Source organism: Saccharothrix sp. S26 (genome assembly GCF_021390395.1).
Classification (GTDB): Bacteria; Actinomycetota; Actinomycetes; order Mycobacteriales; family Pseudonocardiaceae; genus Actinosynnema.
Genome location: NZ_JAJUWT010000025.1, coordinates 113,413 through 131,269 on the forward strand (window position 1 = coordinate 113,413; position 17,857 = coordinate 131,269).

Annotated in this window: 20 protein-coding genes; 19 read left to right on the forward strand and 1 reads right to left on the reverse strand. The window is 72.2% G+C overall.

What is annotated here, in order from left to right:
• Nucleotides 1–16 precede the first annotated feature (16 nt).
• The 18 genes from LZG04_RS33790 (at nucleotide 17) to LZG04_RS33875 (ending at nucleotide 15,872) form a co-directional block, all read left to right on the forward strand.
• Nucleotides 17–2,371: a [protein-PII] uridylyltransferase gene (locus LZG04_RS33790; RefSeq protein WP_233824823.1), complete on the forward strand. Its 2,355-nt coding sequence runs from the start codon at nucleotides 17–19 to the stop codon at nucleotides 2,369–2,371.
• Between the two features lie 225 nt (nucleotides 2,372–2,596).
• A complete protein-coding gene (locus LZG04_RS33795) occupies nucleotides 2,597–3,139 on the forward strand; it encodes an AAA family ATPase (protein ID WP_233824825.1) in 543 nt (180 codons plus the stop codon).
• A 55-nt stretch (nucleotides 3,140–3,194) separates the two neighbouring features.
• On the forward strand, nucleotides 3,195–4,739 hold the full coding sequence (ffh, locus tag LZG04_RS33800) for a signal recognition particle protein (protein WP_233824827.1): 1,545 nt from the start codon (nucleotides 3,195–3,197) through the stop codon (nucleotides 4,737–4,739).
• Nucleotides 4,736–5,812: an amidohydrolase family protein gene (locus LZG04_RS33805; protein ID WP_233824829.1), complete on the forward strand. Its 1,077-nt coding sequence runs from the start codon at nucleotides 4,736–4,738 to the stop codon at nucleotides 5,810–5,812. Before ffh ends, LZG04_RS33805 begins: the two co-directional genes overlap by 4 nt.
• Nucleotides 5,813–5,952: 140 nt before the next feature.
• A complete protein-coding gene (locus LZG04_RS33810; RefSeq protein ID WP_233824831.1) occupies nucleotides 5,953–6,663 on the forward strand; it encodes a CPBP family intramembrane glutamic endopeptidase in 711 nt (236 codons plus the stop codon).
• 9 nt (nucleotides 6,664–6,672) lie between these two features.
• Nucleotides 6,673–7,455 carry a CPBP family intramembrane glutamic endopeptidase gene (locus LZG04_RS33815; protein WP_233824833.1) on the forward strand — a complete coding sequence of 261 codons (783 nt, stop codon included), beginning with the start codon at nucleotides 6,673–6,675 and terminating at the stop codon, nucleotides 7,453–7,455.
• A complete protein-coding gene (locus LZG04_RS33820) occupies nucleotides 7,452–8,207 on the forward strand; it encodes a LamB/YcsF family protein (protein WP_233824835.1) in 756 nt (251 codons plus the stop codon). Before LZG04_RS33815 ends, LZG04_RS33820 begins: the two co-directional genes overlap by 4 nt.
• 153 nt (nucleotides 8,208–8,360) lie before the next feature.
• Nucleotides 8,361–8,816: a 30S ribosomal protein S16 gene (gene rpsP, locus LZG04_RS33825; RefSeq protein ID WP_233824837.1), complete on the forward strand. Its 456-nt coding sequence runs from the start codon at nucleotides 8,361–8,363 to the stop codon at nucleotides 8,814–8,816.
• Nucleotides 8,813–9,052: an RNA-binding protein gene (locus tag LZG04_RS33830; protein ID WP_015104447.1), complete on the forward strand. Its 240-nt coding sequence runs from the start codon at nucleotides 8,813–8,815 to the stop codon at nucleotides 9,050–9,052. The genes rpsP and LZG04_RS33830 overlap by 4 nt, the downstream gene beginning before the upstream one ends.
• A gap of 8 nt (nucleotides 9,053–9,060) precedes the next feature.
• Nucleotides 9,061–9,579: a ribosome maturation factor RimM gene (gene rimM / locus LZG04_RS33835; RefSeq protein WP_233824839.1), complete on the forward strand. Its 519-nt coding sequence runs from the start codon at nucleotides 9,061–9,063 to the stop codon at nucleotides 9,577–9,579.
• Entirely contained in the window at nucleotides 9,569–10,303 is a 735-nt protein-coding gene (trmD, locus tag LZG04_RS33840; RefSeq protein WP_233824842.1) for a tRNA (guanosine(37)-N1)-methyltransferase TrmD, read from the forward strand. Before rimM ends, trmD begins: the two co-directional genes overlap by 11 nt.
• Nucleotides 10,304–10,470: 167 nt before the next feature.
• The gene (gene rplS / locus LZG04_RS33845) at nucleotides 10,471–10,830 is read left to right on the forward strand and encodes a 50S ribosomal protein L19 (RefSeq protein ID WP_073896548.1); all 360 of its coding nucleotides are present in this window, start codon (nucleotides 10,471–10,473) and stop codon (nucleotides 10,828–10,830) included.
• 34 nt (nucleotides 10,831–10,864) lie between these two features.
• Entirely contained in the window at nucleotides 10,865–11,767 is a 903-nt protein-coding gene (gene lepB / locus LZG04_RS33850) for a signal peptidase I (RefSeq protein ID WP_233824844.1), read from the forward strand.
• Nucleotides 11,768–11,783: 16 nt separating this feature from the next.
• A complete protein-coding gene (lepB, locus tag LZG04_RS33855) occupies nucleotides 11,784–12,686 on the forward strand; it encodes a signal peptidase I (RefSeq protein WP_233824846.1) in 903 nt (300 codons plus the stop codon).
• 9 nt (nucleotides 12,687–12,695) lie between these two features.
• Complete coding sequence (locus LZG04_RS33860; RefSeq protein WP_233824848.1) at nucleotides 12,696–13,490, forward strand: ribonuclease HII; 795 nt, start codon at nucleotides 12,696–12,698, stop codon at nucleotides 13,488–13,490.
• The gene (locus LZG04_RS33865) at nucleotides 13,490–13,813 is read left to right on the forward strand and encodes a DUF2469 domain-containing protein (protein WP_033431454.1); all 324 of its coding nucleotides are present in this window, start codon (nucleotides 13,490–13,492) and stop codon (nucleotides 13,811–13,813) included. The genes LZG04_RS33860 and LZG04_RS33865 overlap by 1 nt, the downstream gene beginning before the upstream one ends.
• Nucleotides 13,814–14,007: 194 nt before the next feature.
• Complete coding sequence (locus LZG04_RS33870) at nucleotides 14,008–14,361, forward strand: YraN family protein (protein WP_233824850.1); 354 nt, start codon at nucleotides 14,008–14,010, stop codon at nucleotides 14,359–14,361.
• Nucleotides 14,361–15,872 carry a YifB family Mg chelatase-like AAA ATPase gene (locus tag LZG04_RS33875; protein ID WP_233824852.1) on the forward strand — a complete coding sequence of 504 codons (1,512 nt, stop codon included), beginning with the start codon at nucleotides 14,361–14,363 and terminating at the stop codon, nucleotides 15,870–15,872. Before LZG04_RS33870 ends, LZG04_RS33875 begins: the two co-directional genes overlap by 1 nt.
• Nucleotides 15,873–15,927: 55 nt before the next feature.
• On the opposite strand, the gene LZG04_RS33880 is transcribed toward LZG04_RS33875, so the two are convergent.
• Nucleotides 15,928–16,173, reverse strand: a complete 246-nt coding sequence (locus LZG04_RS33880; protein ID WP_233824854.1) for a hypothetical protein — start codon at nucleotides 16,171–16,173, stop codon at nucleotides 15,928–15,930.
• Nucleotides 16,174–16,701: 528 nt separating this feature from the next.
• Between LZG04_RS33880 and dprA the strand changes: the two genes are divergently transcribed.
• Nucleotides 16,702–17,850, forward strand: a complete 1,149-nt coding sequence (gene dprA / locus LZG04_RS33885; protein WP_233824856.1) for a DNA-processing protein DprA — start codon at nucleotides 16,702–16,704, stop codon at nucleotides 17,848–17,850.
• Nucleotides 17,851–17,857 lie beyond the last annotated feature (7 nt).

The window sequence follows — 17,857 nt, forward strand, 5'->3', positions numbered from 1 at the left end:
AACGGGGGACGGCCGTATGGAGAACGCCGAGACGGCCGTCGTCACGGCTGACGACCTGGTGCGAGCACGCGATCGGCTGCTCGCGCCAGGTCGGCGCCGTCTGACGGGGGAGTCGCTGCGCGAGGCGCTGGTGGACCTGCACGAGTTCTGGCTCACCGCGCACGCCTCGCAGGCGGGCGTCGGCGGGCCGGGCAGCGGGGTCGCGCTGGTCGCCGTGGGGGGATTGGGCAGGCGGGAGCTGGTGCCCTATTCCGACCTGGACCTGCTCCTGGTGCACAACGGGCACAAGGGCGTGGACGAGATCGCCGAGAAGCTGTGGTACCCGCTGTGGAACTCCGGCATCGGCCTGGACCACTCGGTGCGCACGGTCGGCGAGGCGCTGCGCGTCGCGGCCGGCGACCTGCGCACCGCGTTGGGGTTGCTGGACATCCGCCACATCGCGGGCGACCAGGAGATCGGCCAACGGCTGGCCGACAGCGCCCGGCAGGCGTGGCGCACGGGGGTGCGCACGCGGTTGGACGAGATGGCCGAGTCGGCGTCACGGCGCTGGGCGCGCAGCGGCGAGATCGCGCACCGCGTGGAGCCGGACCTCAAGCACGGCCGGGGCGGGCTGCGCGACGTCACGCTGCTGGACGCGTTGAGCGCGGCGCAGCTGACCGACCGGCCGTCCGCCGAGGTCAACGAGGCCCGCAAGCTGCTGCTGGACGTGCGCACGGAGCTGCGCCGGGTGGCGCGCAAGCCGCGTGACGTGCTGCGCGCGCAGGACGGCGACGAGGTCGCCACCGCGTTGGGCATGCAGGACCGCTTCACGCTGGCCCGCTCGATGTCGTCGGCCGCGCGCACGATCGTCTACGCGGTGGACGTGGCCATGCGCACGGCGCGTGCGGCGGTGCCCAAGCGCGGGCTGGGCGTGTTCGCCCGCTCCCCGCTGCGCCGGGCACCGGCCCGACGCCCGCTGGACGAGGGCGTGGTGCTGCACGGCTCCGAGGTGGCGCTGGCGCGTGACGCCATGCCCAGCCGCGACCCGGCGCTGCTGCTGCGGGTCGCCACGGCCGCCGCCCGCAGCAAGCACCCGATCGCCCCGGGCACGTTGACCAAGCTCGCCGACTCCGCGCCCGAGCTGCGCCAACCGTGGCCCGCGGAAGCCCGCGACGAGCTGCTGGCGCTGCTGGGCACCGGCACGGGCCTGATCGACGTGGTCGAGGCGCTGGACCGCACCGGCCTGTGGGGCAGGTTGTTCCCGGAGTGGGGCGCGGTGCGCGACCTGCCGCCCCGCGACGCCGCGCACACCTGGACCGTGGACCGCCACCTGGTGCAGGCCACCGCGCACGCGGCACGCCTGGTGACCAGGGTCTCCCGGCCGGACCTGCTGCTGCTGGGCACGCTGGTGCACGACATCGGCAAGGGCAGGCAGGCCGACCACTCCGAGGTCGGCGCGGCGATCACCACCCAGATCGCCGAACGGCTCGGCCTGTGGCCGCAGGACGTGGCCACGCTCACCGCCATGGTGCGGCACCACCTCCTCCTGCCGCACACGGCGACCCGCCGTGACGTGGAGGACGAGGCGACCGTGCGCCGCGTGGTGGACACCCTCGGCGGCGACCCGGTGCTGCTGGAGCTGCTCTACGCGCTGGCCGAGGCGGACGCCGTGGCCACCGGGCCGGGTGTCTGGTCGGACTGGAAGGCCTCGCTGATCAGCGACCTGGTCGCGCGCTGCCGCACGGCGATGGCGGGCGACCCGCTGCCCGAGCCCGAGCCGTTGGACCAGCGCCAACAGGATCTCGCGCGGGCCGTGCTGGCCGGCGGCAAGCCCGACGTGCTGATCGACCCGGGCCACCACGCCGCCACCGTCACGGTGGTCGCGCCCGACCGGCCGGGCACGCTCTCCCGGGCCGCGGGCGTGCTCGCGCTCAACTCCCTCGAGGTGCACGCCGCGTCGCTGCGCTCGCACGAGGGTGCGGCGGTCGACGTGTTCACCGTGTCGCCCCGGTTCGGCTCGCTGCCGGACGTGACCCTGTTGCGCGAACAGCTCACCAGGGCGTTGGACGGCTCCCTCGCGCTGGCCGACAAGCTGGCCGCGAAGGAGCGCGACTACGGCGGCCCGCCGCTGGACCCGCCGCCGCCGAAGGTGCTGTGGTTCGACGACGAGTCGACCGGTGCGGTGGTGCTGGAGCTGCGCGCGGCCGACCGGATCGGGCTGCTGCACCACGTCGCCGACGCGTTGGAGCAGTCCGGTGTGGACATCGCGTGGGCGAGGGTGTCCACGCTGGGTTCCACGGTGGTGGACTCGTTCGCCATCACCGTGCCGACCGGCCTGGACACCGCCCAGCGCCGACGGGTCGAACGGGCCGTGCTGCTGGCCGCCCGCTGAGGTTGCGTAGGTCTACGCACAACCGACCGAGGGGGCTCACGCTGCCGGTGGACCCCCGTGCCGGGAGAGGCTTCTCCCCGTGGCGCGGGGGGACCGCCGGCGTTCGGGGGGACGCGGCGGGGACGGCGCCACCGCGTGATCGGGAGCGGCCCGTCGAGGGGTTGGGCCGCCCCCGATCACGCCGGAACTCGTGGACGTCCGAAACGTCTCTTTAGTATGGATGCGATGACCGCTGTCGCCGTGAGGCCGCGCTCGCTGGTCGTGCTGGCCGGACTGCCGGGAGCGGGGAAGTCGACGCTGCTCGCCGCCGCCGACACGGACGGCGCGCCCGCCGTGGTGCTGGATTCCGACCAGGTGCGCACCAGGCTCCGCGCCTTGGTCCCCGCTGCCCTGCCCTACCGCTTCTACCGGCCGCTGGTGCACCTGGTGCACCGGCTTCGCATCGTCTGGTTCGCGGTGACCGCGGGCGGCCTGCTGCTCGTGCACGAGCCGTCCACCCGACCGACCACCCGCGCCGGCCTGGTCGTCGTCGGCGCGCTCACCAACCGGCCCCGGCACTTCCTGTGGCTCGACGCGAGCCCCGAGGAGGCGCTGTCCGGCCAGGTCGAGCGGGGGCGGCTGATCCGGTCGCGCTCGTTCGCCCGGCACGTGCGCCGCGCGGCCAGGCTGGGGCCCCGGTTCGCGGCGGGCGTGCCGCCGCGCGGCTGGCACGGCCTGACCCTGCTGACCCGGCGTGACCACCTGCGCCTGTCGGTGACGCCGACGTGAACGGCTACCCTGAGGGCGAGGAACCCACCGACGACGTGCGAGGTCTGGCGGCATCGTGTTCAACACCCTTTCCGACCGGCTCACCTCGGTCCTGCAGAACCTGCGGGGCAAGGGGCGGCTGTCCGAGGCCGACATCGACGCCACCGCGCGCGAGATCCGGGTCGCGCTGCTGGAGGCCGACGTCGCGCTGCCCGTGGTGCGCACGTTCATCGCGAAGGTCAAGGAGCGCGCCAAGGGCGCCGAGGTCAGCCAGGCGCTGAACCCGGCCCAGCAGGTCGTCAAGATCGTCAACGAGGAGCTGGTCGGCATCCTCGGCGGGGAGACCCGCAGGCTCAACCTGGCCAAGAACCCGCCGAGCGTGATCATGCTCGCCGGCCTCCAGGGCGCCGGCAAGACGACCCTGGCGGGCAAGCTCGCCAAGTGGCTCAAGGGCCAGGGCCACACCCCGATCCTGGTGGCGTGCGACCTCCAGCGACCCAACGCGGTCACGCAGTTGCAGGTGGTCGGCCAGCGGGCGGGCGTGCCCGTGTTCGCGCCCGAGCCCGGCAACGGCGTCGGCGACCCGGTCGACGTGGCCCGCAAGGGCATCGAGGAGGCCAAGCGGGCGCAGCACGACATCGTCGTGGTCGACACCGCGGGCCGCCTCGGCGTGGACGAGGAGATGATGCGCCAGGCCGTCGACATCCGCGCCGCCGTGCAGCCCGACGAGGTGCTGTTCGTGGTCGACGCGATGATCGGCCAGGACGCGGTGAACACCGCCACGGCGTTCCGCGACGGCGTGGGCTTCACCGGCGTGGTGCTGACCAAGCTCGACGGCGACGCCCGCGGTGGCGCGGCGCTGAGCGTGCGCGAGGTCACCGGCCAGCCCATCCTGTTCGCCTCGAACGGCGAGAAGCTGGAGGACTTCGACGTCTTCCACCCGGACCGGATGGCGAGCCGGATCCTGGGCATGGGCGACATGCTCACCCTGATCGAGCAGGCCGAGCAGGCGTTCGACGCCGAGCAGGCCGAAGCCGCCGCGGTCAAGATGGGCTCCGGCCAGCTCACGCTGGAGGACTTCCTGGAGCAGATGCTGGCCCTGCGCAAGATGGGCCCCATCGCGAACCTGCTCGGCATGCTGCCCGGCGCGGGTCAGATGAAGGACCAGCTGGCCAACCTGGACGAGAAGCACCTGGACCGGGTGCAGGCGATCATCCGGGGCATGACCCCGGCCGAGCGCGACGACCCCAAGATCATCAACGCGTCCCGCCGGTTGCGCATCGCCAACGGTTCGGGCGTGCGGGTCAGCGACGTGAACGACCTGGTCAACCGCTTCTTCGAAGCCCGCAAGATGATGAGCCAGATGGCCGGCCGCTTCGGGCTGCCGGGCGCGGGCGGCAAGAACAACCGCAAGGGCAAGGGGAAGAAGGGCAAGAAGGGCAAGGGCCGCGGCCCCACGCCGCCGAAGGTGCGCGGCGGGTTCCCCGGCATGCCCGGCATGATGCCCGGCATGCCCGGCATGCCGCCCCAGGGCGGCGGGCCCGCGCTCCCGCCCGGCCTGGGCGGCTTCGACCAGCTCCCGCCCGGCTTCGACCCGTCGAAGCTGAAGTTCGACAAGTGAGCGGCCTGCACCTGCGGGGCGTCGTGCTCCCCGAGGGTGGCGACCCGCGGGACGTCTGGGTGGTCAACGGGCGCATCCGCACGAACCCGGTGCCGGGCGCGAGGACCGTCAGCACCGGCGGCTACCTGGTGCCCGGCCTGGTCGACGCGCACTGCCACGTCGGCCTGGGCGCCAAGGGCGCGGTCGACCTGCCCGAGGCCGTCGACCAGGCGCTGGCCGACCGGCAGGCGGGCACGCTGCTCATCCGCGACTGCGGCTCGCCGCTGGACACGCGCCCGTTGCAGGAGCGGCTGGACCTGCCCCGGATCATCCGCGCGGGCAGGCACCTGGCCAGGCCCAAGCGGTACATCAAGTACCTGGGCGTCGAGATCGAGGACCCGGCCGACCTGCCGTCCGCCGTGGCCGAGCAGGTCGAGGCGGGCGACGGCTGGGTGAAGCTGGTCGGCGACTGGATCGACCGGGAGACCGGCGACCTCGCGCCGCTGTGGACCGAGGACGTGCTCACCGAGGCGATCAAGGTCGCGCACGAGGCCAAGGCCAGGGTCACCGCGCACGTCTTCGGCGAGGACGCCCTGCCCGCCCTGCTCAACGCGGGCATCGACTGCATCGAGCACGGCACGGGCCTGACCGACGACACGATCGCGCAGATGGCCCGCGCCGGGACCGCGCTGGTGCCGACGCTGATCAACGTCGAGAACTTCCCGGCCATCGCGGCGGGCGCGGACAAGTACCCGACCTACCAGGGCCACATGCGGGACCTGTACGCCCGCAACCGCGAGACGATCGCCAAGGCGGTCGAGGCGGGCGTCCCGGTGTTCGCGGGCACGGACGCGGGCGGCGGCATCCGGCACGGCCGGATCGTGGACGAGGTCAAGGCGCTGCACGGCGTCGGCATGAGCACGACCCGGGCACTGGGCGCCGCCTCCTGGGCCGCGCGCGAGTGGCTGGGCTTCCCGTCGCTCACCGAGGGCGCGGCGGCCGACATCGTCGTCTACGACGGCGACCCGCGCGACGACCTCGACGCCCTGCGCCACCCCAAGCTCGTCATGCTGCGCGGCCGGATCCACGCCTGACCCGATCACGGAGGAAATCCGTGATCAGACCGGGTGGCGAGGAGTTCTTCCGCCACCCGTGGCGAGTGCTGCCGCCGTCAGGGTGATCTTGAACGACCTCGGGCAGCACTCCGCCCCGCCGGCCCACTACGTTCGGACGAGTGGAGGAACAGCGGGACCGGGACACCGGCCGGGCGCACTGGGGCTTCCTGGCGTTCTTCACCGGCCTGGGCGGCTACCACCTGGCGATCCTCGTGTTCACCGCCGCGACGGCCGACCGCTTCGCCGAGGTCGACATCACCGACCCGCCGGTGCTGGGCCCGCTCCTGCTGCTCGTGTTCCTGCCCAACGTCCTGCTCGGCCTCGGCCCGGTGGTCGTCTCGTGGCGCCGCGGCGACGGGCCGGCCAAGGACTTCGGCCTGATGCCCACCGCGCGGGACTTCAAGGTCGGTCTTGCCGCCGGCGGCGCGGCGCTGCTGGCCGCCTGGCTGCTGGGCGCGCTGCTGCTGCGCATCAACCCGGACCGGTCCGGCTCGTTGGACGAGATCGAGGCCCTCTCCGGCGGCCGCACGATCTGGCTGGCCGCGGCGGCCCTGTTCGTCTTCCTCGGCGCGCCGCTGACCGAGGAACTGCTCACCAGGGGCGCGCTGTGGCAGGGGCTGGCGCACTACCGCATCCCCAAGTTCGCGATCCTGGCCCTCACCGCGCTGGTCTTCGCGTTCCTGCACGAGGAGAGCTGGCGCGTGCTGAGCCTGTTCGCCCAGGGGCTCGCCATCGGCGCGGCCCGCATGATCACCGGCCGGGTGGCCTCCAGCGTGGTGGCGCACGCCACGAACAACCTGCTGCCCGCCGTCTACCTGTACATCGGCTGACTAGGGTGGATGGCTGTGACACGACCGGATGAACCGCCGCCGAGCCTGATCGCCAGCGTCCGCGCGGTGGGACGGGAACCGGAAGCGGTGCCCGCCGGCCAGCGGTGGGGCTTCGGCGCGTTCCTGTTGGTCGAGGCGGTGTTCATCCTCAGTGCGGTGTTCATCACGGCGGTGGCCCGCACCTCGGGCACGGACATCGGCTCCTCGGTGACGTTCGTGCTGGTCGGCTCGATGGTCCCCACGGTCCTGGCCGCCGCCGTCGCGGTCACCATCACCTACCTGCGCGGCAACGGCCCGTTCCGGGACCTGCGGCTGGCCTGGGACTGGGCCGACGTCAAGGTCGGCCTGAAGCTGGGCGCGCTCGGCCTGGTGCTCACCTACGTGGCCGCGGTGATCTGGTCGAGGGCCGTGGGCGACAAGAACGCCACCTCGGCGATCGGCGAGCTCGTGGACGGTGCGGGGCTGCCCGTCTCCGCCGCCGTCGCGATGTTCCTCTACGTGTGCTTCGTGGGCCCGGTGTGCGAGGAAGTGATCTACCGCGGCCTGCTGTGGGGCGCGATCGAGCGGCAGCGCTGGAGCCGGTGGGCGGCGTTCGTGCTGACCACCCTGATCTTCGCGGCGAGCCACCTCGAACCCCTGCGGACGTCGTTGCTCATCGTCATCGCGCTGCCCATCGGCATCGCCCGCCTCATCACCCGACGGCTCACCGCCAGCGTGGTGGCGCACGTCATCAACAACTTCCTGCCGGGGCTGACCCTGCTGCTCGTCTCCGTTGGAGTGATGCCCGCGTGATCGACCTCAACAGCGACCTCGGCGAGGGCTTCGGCATCTGGCGCCTGGGCGACGACGAGGCCCTGCTCGGCATCGTGACCAGCGCGAACGTGGCCTGTGGCTTCCACGCGGGCGACCCGTCGACCATGCGCCGGGTGTGCCGGCAGGCCGCGGTCGCGGGCGTCGCGGTGGGCGCCCAGGTGTCGTACCGGGACCTGGCGGGCTTCGGCCGCCGGTTCATCGACGCCGACCCGGTCGAGCTGGCCGACGAGGTGCTGTACCAGATCGGGGCGCTGGACGCGTGCGCCAAGGCCGCCGGGACCGCCGTCGAGTACGTCAAGCCGCACGGCGCGCTCTACAACGCCACCGTCCACCACGACAGGCAGGCGCAGGCCGTGGTGGACGGGGTCAAGGCGTTCGGCGACCTGCCCGTGCTCGGCCTGCCCGGCTCCCGCCTGCTCCACCACGCCGAACGGGCGGGCCTGCGCCCGGTGCGGGAGGCGTTCGCCGACCGCGCGTACACCCCGCAGGCCACGCTCGTGCCGCGCACCGAGCCGAACGCCGTGCTCACCGGCACGGACGAGGTCGTCGCGCAGGTCCTGCGGCTCGCTCAACGCGGTGAACTGGTCGCCGTGGACGGCTCGGTGATCGAGGCGGAGGTCGACTCGATCTGCCTGCACGGCGACACGCCGGGCGCGGTCGAGCACGCGAAGCGGGTGCGCGCGGCACTGGAGGACGCGGGCGTCACCGTGGCCCGATTCGTGCCGCGCTAGGCCCGTCTGGCAGAATGGTTGGTTGTTCGCCGAGGTCGGTCCCTCTCACCGTGCCATGGCGCCCCAGACACCTGGGCTTTCACCACCCGTGCCCCACTCGGGTGAGGACTGCCCGCACCTGAGCACACGAGAGCACGAGGAGCACCCACACCCGTGGCCGTCAAGATCAAGCTTCAGCGGCTTGGCAAGATCCGTCAGCCGTACTACCGGATCGTCGTCGCCGATGCCCGCACCCGCCGCAACGGCAAGGCCATCGAGACGATCGGCAAGTACCACCCGAAGGAAGAGCCGTCGTTCATCGCGGTGGACAGCGACCGCGCGCAGTACTGGCTGGGCGTCGGCGCGCAGCCGACCGAGTCGGTCCAGCGCCTGCTCGAGATCACCGGTGACTGGCAGAAGTTCAAGGGCCTGCCGGGCGCCGAGGGCACGCTGAAGGTCAAGGAGCCGAAGCCGAGCAAGGCGGACCTGTTCGCCGCCGCGCTGGCCGCCGCGGGCGACGCCCCGTCCACCGAGGCGACCACCCCGAAGAAGAAGTCGGCCAAGAAGGACGACGCCAAGAAGGCCGACGCCGAGGCCACTGCCCCCGAGGCCGCCAAGGACGAGGCGTGAGCTTGTTGGCTGACGCCCTCGAACACCTCGTTCGGGGCATCGTCGACCACCCGGACGACGTCCGGGTGAACCTGGTCACGACCCGCCGCGGTCGCACGCTCGAGGTCCACGTCCACCCGGACGACCTCGGCAAGGTGATCGGCCGCAGCGGCCGCACCGCGACCGCCCTGCGCACCGTGATGGCCGGTATCGGTGGTCGTGGCGTGCGCGTCGACGTGGTCGACACCGACCGCTGAACGCGCGCATGGACGTCGTCGTCGGCCGAGTGGCCAAGGCGCACGGGATCAGCGGCGAGCTCGCCGTCGACGTGCGCACGGACTCACCCGAGACCCGGTTCGCCAAGGGCTCGGTGCTGGCCGCCAAACTGCGTGACGGCACGTCCCGGAACCTCACCGTCGCAGCCGCCCGGAACCACTCCGGGCGGCTGCTGGTGCGTTTCGAGGAAGTGCTGACCCGTGACGTCGCCGAGACGCTGCGCGGCACGTTGCTGCTCGGCAGCACCGAGGACCTGCCGCCCACCGGCGACCCGGACGAGTTCTACGACCACGAGCTCGAAGGGCTGACCGCGCAGCTCGCGGACGGCACGGAGGTCGGCACCGTGCTGGAGGTCGTGCACGGTCCCGGCGGCGAGCTGCTGGTGGTCAAGCGCCCGAACGGCCAGGAGACCCTGGTGCCGTTCGTGCGCGAGATCGTGCCGACGGTGGACGTCGCCGGCCGGCGCGTGGTGCTGGACCCGCCCGAGGGCCTGCTCGATGCGGATTGACGTCGTCACGATCTTCCCCGAGTACCTGGACCCGCTGCGCGCCGCCCTGCTGGGCAAGGCGATCGACAAGGGCCTGATCAGCGTCGGCGTGCACGACCTGCGCGACTGGACGCACGACGTGCACAAGGCCGTGGACGACAGCCCGTACGGCGGTGGTCCCGGCATGGTGATGAAGCCCCAGGTGTGGGGCGAGGCGCTGGACGAGGTGTGCACCCCGGCCACCCGCCTGATCGTGCCCACGCCCGCCGGTCGGCCGTTCACCCAGCGCATGGCCCACGAGCTGGCCGCCGAGGAGCACCTGGTGTTCGCCTGCGGCCGGTACGAGGGCATCGACCAGCGGGTGGTGGACGACGCGTCCCGCCGGATGCGCGTGGACGAGGTCTCCATCGGCGACTACGTGCTGGTGGGCGGCGAGGTGGCGGTGCTGGTGGTGGTCGAGGCCGTCGCCCGGCTGCTGCCCGGCGTGCTCGGCAACCCGAAGTCGGCCGCGGAGGACTCGTTCTCCGACGGCCTGCTGGAGGGACCCAGCTACACCCGGCCCGAGGTGTGGCGCGACCTCGCCGTGCCGGAGGTGCTGCGCTCGGGCAACCACAAGGCGATCGACCGGTGGCGGCGCGACCAGTCGCTGCGCCGCACCCGCGAGCGCCGGCCCGAACTGCTCGACGCCCTGCCCGAAGGCGCGCTCGACAAGCACGACCGCGCGCTGCTGGAGGGGCTGGACTAGGGGCGATTTCTCCCCGCCGCCCCTCGTCTGGCACACTGGACAGGTTGCTGCACCCGGTTCAACTCATCCGGCGTGCGCTAGGCCCGCCCCCGTGCGCGTGTGTAACTCGAGATGTTCCGCGCCCTGGGGGAGTACGCAATACACGTGAGGACGAGGACGGACCACCGATGAACACCCTGGACGCTCTTGACGCCCAGTCGCTGCGCTCCGACATCCCCAGCTTCCGGCCGGGCGACACGCTGAAGGTCCACGTCCGCGTCATCGAGGGCTCCCGCGAGCGGGTCCAGGTGTTCCAGGGCGTCGTGATCCGCCGCCAGGGCGGCGGCATCCGTGAGACCTTCACCGTCCGCAAGGTCTCGTTCGGTGTCGGCGTCGAGCGCACCTTCCCGGTGCACTCCCCGAACATCGCCGAGATCGAGGTCGCCTCCCGCGGTGACGTCCGCCGGGCGAAGCTGTACTACCTCCGCGACCTGCGCGGCAAGGCCGCGAAGATCAAGGAGAAGCGCGAGGCCAAGCCGGCCTCCTGACGCCGGGCACACGCGGAAGCAGTAGCCTGCCCACGTGGCAGATCCCGTGCACCGCTCCGCTGACGAAGACGGTCAGGATCCCGCAGTCGAGTCCACTCCGGACTCGGCTGCGGGCGGCAAGTCGAAGAAGGACAAGAAGAAGCCGCCGCTCTGGCGCGAGCTGCTCGTGCTCGGGGCCACGGCGCTCGTCCTCACGGTCCTGATCCAGACGTTCCTCGCGCGGGTGTACGTGATCCCGTCGCAGTCGATGGAGCAGACCCTCCACGGCTGCCCCGGTTGCAACAACGACCGGGTGCTGGTGGACAAGCTGGTCTACGACTTCACCGACATCGAGCCGGGCGAGGTCGTGGTCTTCCGCGGCCCCGAGACGTGGGGCAACAACGACTTCGCGTCCAACCGCTCGGACAACCCGGTCGTCGCGGGCATCCAGTCGGTGGCCTCGCTGGTGGGCCTCGCGCCGCCGGACGAGCGCGACTTCGTCAAGCGCGTGATCGCGGTCGGCGGGCAGACCGTCGAGTGCTGCGACGAGCAGCACCGCGTGAAGGTCGACGGCAAGCCGCTGGACGAGCCGTACATCTACTGGCAGCCCGGCACGTCACCGGAGAACCACGACCCGTTCGAGCCGGTCAAGGTCCCCGAGGGCCACCTCTGGGTGATGGGTGACAACCGCACGAACTCCACCGACTCCCGCAAGCAGGGCGGCGGCGGCCTGGCGGGCACCGTGCCGGAGGAGAACGTCATCGGCAAGGCTCGGGTCATCGTGCTGCCGCCGTCGCGCTGGCAGGGCATCGGCGACCACAACCCGCAGGCCGTGGCGCTCGGCGCGCCCGCCTGGCAGGGCGCCATCCCGGCGGGCGCGGGGCTGGCCGCGGCGTGGCCGCTGGTGTTCTTCGGCCGGAAGTTGCGCAGGCGGTTGACCAGGGCCTCACAGCCCTGATCGGTACGCTGAGCACGTGGTAGACGTCGCACCGTCGCGCGGGCCCTCCGACGAGGAGGGCCCGGAGCACGAGGAAAAGGTCGAGCAGTGGCGTGCCCGCACGCGCAAGGCGGCCAAGCGCAAGGGCTCGTTCTGGAAAGAGCTGCCGATCCTGATCGGTGTCGCGGTGGTGCTCGCGGTGCTGATCCAGTCGTTCCTGGCGAAGGTCTACATGATCCCGTCGGAGTCGATGGAGCAGACGCTGCACGGCTGCTCCGACGGCTGCTTCGGCGACCGGGTGCTGGTCGACAAGCTCACCTACGACTTCAGCGAGCCCGAACCCGGGGACGTGATCGTCTTCCACGGCCCGGACAGCTGGATCAACCAGGACTTCGTGGCCGCGGAGCCCGCGAACCCGGTGGTCAGGGCGGTGCAGGGCCTCGGGTCGCTGCTCGGGTTCCCCTCGGCGAACGAGGAGGACTTCGTCAAGCGGGTCATCGCGGTCGGCGGGCAGACCGTGCAGTGCTGCGACGACCGCAACCGGGTCATGGTCGACGGCAAGCCGCTGGACGAGCCGTACGTGTACTGGGCGCCGGGTCGCAGCACCTCGCAGGAGTCGTTCGCCGAGCTGAAGATCCCCGAGGGCTACCTGTTCGTGCTGGGTGACAACCGCAACGACTCGTGCGACTCGCGGTGCCAGGGCGACGGGCGCGAGGGCGGCCTGGTGCCGGTGGGCAACGTGGTGGGCAAGGCGCGGGTGATCGTGCTGCCGCCGGCGCGCTGGCAGGGCGTGGGTGACCACAACCCGCAGGTCGTTGCCATCGGCGCACCCGCGTGGCAGGACGCGCTGCCCGCCGGCGCGGGTCTGGCCGCGGCGTGGCCGGTGCTGCTGCTGGGCAGGCGGGTGAGGTCGCGGTTGCGGGGTTCGCGGCTGAGATAAGGTCGACAGGTGATCCGCAAGCCGCCTCGCGTCCAGGTTCGGCAGACGGCGGGCATCTGGGCCTTCGAGGCCGCGTTGGACCGGCGCGGGTTCGGCCCGGTGGCCGGCGTGGACGAGGCCGGTCGGGGCGCCTGCGCGGGACCGCTGGTCGTGGCGTCGTGCGTGCTCAAGCCGGGTGACGCGGCGAAGTTCGACGGGCTCACCGACTCGAAGCTGCTCACCGCCGCCGCGCGCGACCGGATGTACGACCTGGTGCTCAAGCGCGCGCTGGACTACGCGGTGATCGTGATCCCGGCCGCCGAGGTCGACCTGATCGGCGTGCACGTGGCGAACATCGAGGGCATGCGGCGTGCCGTCGCACGATTGGGTGCACATCCGGGGTACGTCTTGACCGACGGCTTCCCGGTGCCCGGTCTCACCGCGCCGAACATGCCGGTGGTCAAGGGCGACCGGGTGGCCGCGTGCGTGGCGGCGGCGTCCGTGCTGGCCAAGGTCACGCGGGACCGGATCATGACCGGCCTGCACGAGGAGCTGCCCGTCTACGGGTTCGACGTGCACAAGGGCTACAGCACGCCGGAGCACGCGGCGGCGCTGGCGGAGCACGGCCCGAGTGCGCAACACCGCTGGTCGTATGCGAACGTGGCCGCCGCGGCGCAACGGCACGGGCTGGAACCGCCGCACCGGGTGGCGCGCGGCGTGGTCGCCGCCGCCGTGGTCCAGAATGGGACAACCCCGCAGACCAGCGGTGGCAGGCTCGCGACGAGGAGGGGCGCGGATTCGATGATTACCCGCGCGGAGGCGTAATGAGTGCAGAGGATCTCGAGAAGTACGAGACCGAGATGGAGTTGTCGCTGTACAAGGAGTACCGCGACATCGTCAGCCAGTTCTCGTTCGTCGTGGAGACCGAGCGGCGGTTCTACCTGGCCAACTCGGTGGACGTGCAGGTCCGCAACGCGGACGGCGAGGTCTACTTCGAGGTGCGGATGTCCGACGCGTGGGTGTGGGACATGTACCGCCCCGCCCGGTTCGTGAAGAACGTCCGGGTCATCACCTTCAAGGACGTCAACGTCGAGGAGTTGGACAAACCGGAGCTCAGGCTGCCCGAGGACGGCCCGTTCAACTCCTGACACCCGCAAAGTCGCAGGGGCCCGCCCGATGGGGCGGGCCCCTTTGCGTGTTCCGCCCATTACCACGTGGTACCGACAATTCCGTCGGAGCTGTCCACAGCCCCTGAAGTTGTCCACAGTCGGCGAACTCCCCATCGCCGGCTCTCCTCCCGCTCGGCAAGGTCGAACCAGGACCGATCGCGGAGGAGTGGGACATGAGCACGGCAACCGAGCTGGGCAGGCGCGGCGAGGACGCGGCCTGCCGGTACCTGGAGCACCAGGGGCTGTCGATCCTGGCGCGCAACTGGCGGTGCGACGACGGTGAGCTGGACGTCGTCGCCACCGATGGCGCGGTGTTGGTGGTGGTCGAGGTGAAGTGCCGATCGGGCACCACCCGCGGTGCGCCGCTGGAGGCCGTGACGCCGGAGAAGCTGGAGCGGGTGCGCAAGGCGGCCTTGCGCTGGCTGAGCGCGCACCGGGTCGGCCGGGTGGAGATCCGGTTCGACGTGATCTCGATCGAGTGGCCGCCCGAGGGCAAGGTCCGCCTGCACCACCTGCGGGGTGTGTGATGGCGCTCGCGCGGACGTGGTCGGTGGCGTTGTTCGGCGTGGACGGCGTGCCGGTGGAGATCGAGGCCGACGTGGGTGTCGGCACCGTGAAGACGCAGCTGCTGGGCCTGCCGGACGCCGCCCTGCACGAGTCGAAGGACCGCGTGAAGGCGGCGGTGCGCAACAGCGGGCACGACTGGCCGTCGCAACGCGTGACGCTGGGCCTGTCGCCGGCCACGCTGCCCAAGAACGGCTCCGGTTACGACCTGGCCATCGCGTGCGTCGTGCTGGCCGCCGCGCGGGCGATCCCGGGCGAACGCCTGGCCGACACGGTCCTGCTGGGCGAGTTGGCGCTCGACGGCCGGGTCCGTGCCGTCCGGGGCGTGCTGCCGGCGTTGCTGGCGGCCAGGCGGGCGGGCCTGACCGAGGCCGTCGTCCCGGCGGAGGTCCTGCGTGAGGCGGCGCTGGTCGAGGGCATGACGGTGCACGGAGCCACCACCCTGGCCGACGTCCTGCTGTGGCTGAGCGGCGAGCACCGGCTCCAGCACACCAGCCCGCCCGCGGTGTCCCCGCCACCGGACGGCCCGGACCTGGCGGACGTCATCGGGCAGCCGGAGGCCCGGTGGGCGCTCGAGGTGGCGGCGGCGGGTGGCCACCACATCCTGCTGACCGGTCCGCCGGGCACGGGCAAGACCATGCTGGCCCAACGCCTGGCGGGCCTGCTGCCGCCGTTGTCGCAGGAGGAGGCGCTGGGCGTGACCGCGGTGCACTCCATCGCCGGGCTCCTGACCCCGGAGTCCCCGCTGGTCACCACGCCGCCGTTCGTCTCGCTGCACCACTCGACGTCCACCGCGGCGTTGATCGGCGGCGGCACGGGCATGGCCAAGCCGGGTGCCATGAGCCGGGCGCACCGGGGCGTGCTGTTCCTGGACGAGGCGAGGGAGTTCGGCGCGGCCAAGCTGGAGGCCCTGCGCACGGCGCTGGAGGAGGGCGAGGTCCGGTTGGCGAGGCGGGACGGCATCGCCCGCTACCCGGCCCGGTTCCAGCTCGTGATGGCCACGAACCCGTGCCCGTGCGCCCCGCCGAAGGACATCGACTGCGTCTGCCTGCCGGCGGCCCGCAGGCGTTACCAGAGCAAGCTCTCAGGCCCCCTGCTGGACCGCGTGGACCTGCGAGTGGTGATGCGCCCGCTGACCGCCATGAGCGGCGTCGAAATCACCCCACCGGAACCGACCGCCGCCGTCCGCGAGCGGGTGCACAAGGCCAGGACCCGAGCCACCGAACGCTGGTCCGCCCACGGCTGGCTGACCAACGCCGAGGTCCCGGGCCCCGCACTGCGCCGCGAATACGCCCTGCCCAGACACGTGACCACCGTTTTGGACCGAGCCCTGACCACCGGGGCCCTGACGGGCCGAGGGGCCGACAGGTGCCTGCGCGTCGCCTGGACCCTGGCCGACCTGGCCGAAGTCGACCAACCAACCTCCGACCACGTGGCCGCCGCCCTGGAATTCCGAGAGCGCAGGAAATCATGACCACGAACCCCCACCTGTCCTCACCACCCCAAACCCCAACCCCGACCCCTCCACCTCACCAACCACCCTCACCCACCACCGCCCCACCGCTCGCCGTCACCCGGCCCACCGTCCCTCCACCGGCGGCCATTACCTCGCTGGCCTCGACCCCGCCACCCCACACCTCACCGGCCTCCACCTCACCGACCCAGGCCCCATCCACCACCCCGCAGATCTCCACCGCGCCGCCCTCGGCCTCAACCCCATCCACCGCCACCCGATCCACCACAACCCCATCCACCGCGGCCTCACCAACCGCCATGTCCCCAACCACCGGCCTGCTGCCCACTGCCTCACCGACCGCCACCCCACCCATCGCCGCTCTGCCGACCCTCACCCCGCCGACCCTCACCCCACTGACCTTCGCCCTGCCGAAACGCGCGCCGCTCACCGCAACCTCCCCGAGCCCTGGGCAACCGAACTCGGTCGCGCCGAATCCCGGACCACCGAGCCCTCCGCTTTCGAGCGCAGCGCCGCTTCACCCAGCCGTGCCGAGCCTCGCGTCACCGACCCCTGTGGAGCTGAACTTCCCGCATCCCCAAGACGTGTCGCTCGCCCCAGCCGCCCTCGTCTCGGCCCCGCTCAAGGCGGTCTTCGCCAACCCGGCAGCCCCCGTGCCCGCCGTGCCGCCATCACCGAAGGTTGCCGTCCAAGAGTCGGCACCCCACCCCAGCCGAGCGTGGCCGATTGCGGGCCCGGGCGGTGGCGAGGTGGACCGGTCGGTGGTCGGGGTTGGGTCCGGTTCCGGCTCGGCCGCCCGTTTCGGTCCGGATGAATGGTGGCGGTGGCCGTGAGCAGTGATCAGGTCCGGTTGGCGCGGGCTTACCTGTCGCGGGTGGCTGAGCCGCCGGCGGCGGCGCTGGCGCGGTTCGTCGCGGAGGTCGGGCCCGTTCAGGCGGCGGAGATGGTTCGGGCCGGTGAGGTGCCTTCCGGGGTGGACAGCCAGACGTCCGCGCGGCGGGCGCTCGACCAGGCGGAACAGGACTTGGAGGCGGCTGCGAAGGTCGGCGGGCGGCTGGTGGGACCCGAGGACGACGAGTGGCCCCGCTGGCCCTTCAACGCCCTGACCATCGCCGCCGCCAACGGGCTGCGGTGTGGGTTGGAGCCGTTGGCGTTGTGGGTTCGAGGCGAGGCGGATCTGGCCAAGATCACCGAACGGGCGGTCGCGGTGGTCGGCAGTCGGGCGGCTTCCGGGTACGGGCAGCACGTGGCCGGTGAGTTCGGGTTCGGGCTGGCGCAGGCCGGGGTCACCGTGGTGTCCGGCGCGGCCTACGGCATCGACGGGGCCGCTCACCGGGGCGCGATCACGGCCGGCGGGTTGACGATCGCCGTGCTGGCCTGCGGGATCGACGTCGCGTACCCGGCAGGCCACCGCGCCCTGCTCGAACGCATCCCGAGCCAAGGCCTGTTGGTGAGCGAGTACCCGCCGACGCACACCCCCGCGCGTCACCGGTTCCTGACGCGCAACCGCCTCATCGCCGCACTCGCCGAGGGCACCGTGGTCGTCGAGGCCGCACAGCGCAGCGGCGCCAAGAACACCGCGGCGTCCACGGCGGCGCTCGGGCGGGTGCTCATGGCGGTGCCCGGGCCGATCACCTCGGTCAGCTCGTCCGGGTGCCACGAGCTGCTGCGATCCGGGATCGCGCTGCCCGTGACGAGCGTCGCCGAGATCATCGAGTCGACCGGACGGCTCGGCGTCGACCTGGTCGAGGCGACCAAGAACACCGACACCGGACCGCCGCAGGGCGACGCGATGCGGGTCTTCGAAGCGTTGGGCCTGACGTTCGGACACAGCCCGGAGGCGATCTCCGTCGAGTCCGGTGTGGAGCTGGCCCGGGTGCGCGCATTGCTGCCACAACTGGAACTGGCCAGTCTCGCCGAGCGCACGGAAAGCGGTTGGAAGCGCTCCCAGGACGGGAGTTGGCGTGGCGATACTTGACCAAGAG

Coding starts and splice junctions, on each gene's coding strand:
- LZG04_RS33865 (WP_033431454.1), top strand. CDS start 13,490: ATGAGTGCAGAGGATCTCGAGAAGTACGAGACCGAGATGGAGTTGTCG.
- LZG04_RS33880 (WP_233824854.1), bottom strand. CDS start 16,173: ATGGCGGTTGGTGAGGCCGCGGTGGATGGGGTTGTGGTGGATCGGGTG.
- trmD (WP_233824842.1), top strand. CDS start 9,569: ATGCGGATTGACGTCGTCACGATCTTCCCCGAGTACCTGGACCCGCTG.
- LZG04_RS33875 (WP_233824852.1), top strand. CDS start 14,361: ATGGCGCTCGCGCGGACGTGGTCGGTGGCGTTGTTCGGCGTGGACGGC.
- LZG04_RS33815 (WP_233824833.1), top strand. CDS start 6,673: ATGGCTGTGACACGACCGGATGAACCGCCGCCGAGCCTGATCGCCAGC.
- LZG04_RS33795 (WP_233824825.1), top strand. CDS start 2,597: ATGACCGCTGTCGCCGTGAGGCCGCGCTCGCTGGTCGTGCTGGCCGGA.
- rplS (WP_073896548.1), top strand. CDS start 10,471: ATGAACACCCTGGACGCTCTTGACGCCCAGTCGCTGCGCTCCGACATC.
- rimM (WP_233824839.1), top strand. CDS start 9,061: ATGGACGTCGTCGTCGGCCGAGTGGCCAAGGCGCACGGGATCAGCGGC.
- LZG04_RS33790 (WP_233824823.1), top strand. CDS start 17: ATGGAGAACGCCGAGACGGCCGTCGTCACGGCTGACGACCTGGTGCGA.
- LZG04_RS33870 (WP_233824850.1), top strand. CDS start 14,008: ATGAGCACGGCAACCGAGCTGGGCAGGCGCGGCGAGGACGCGGCCTGC.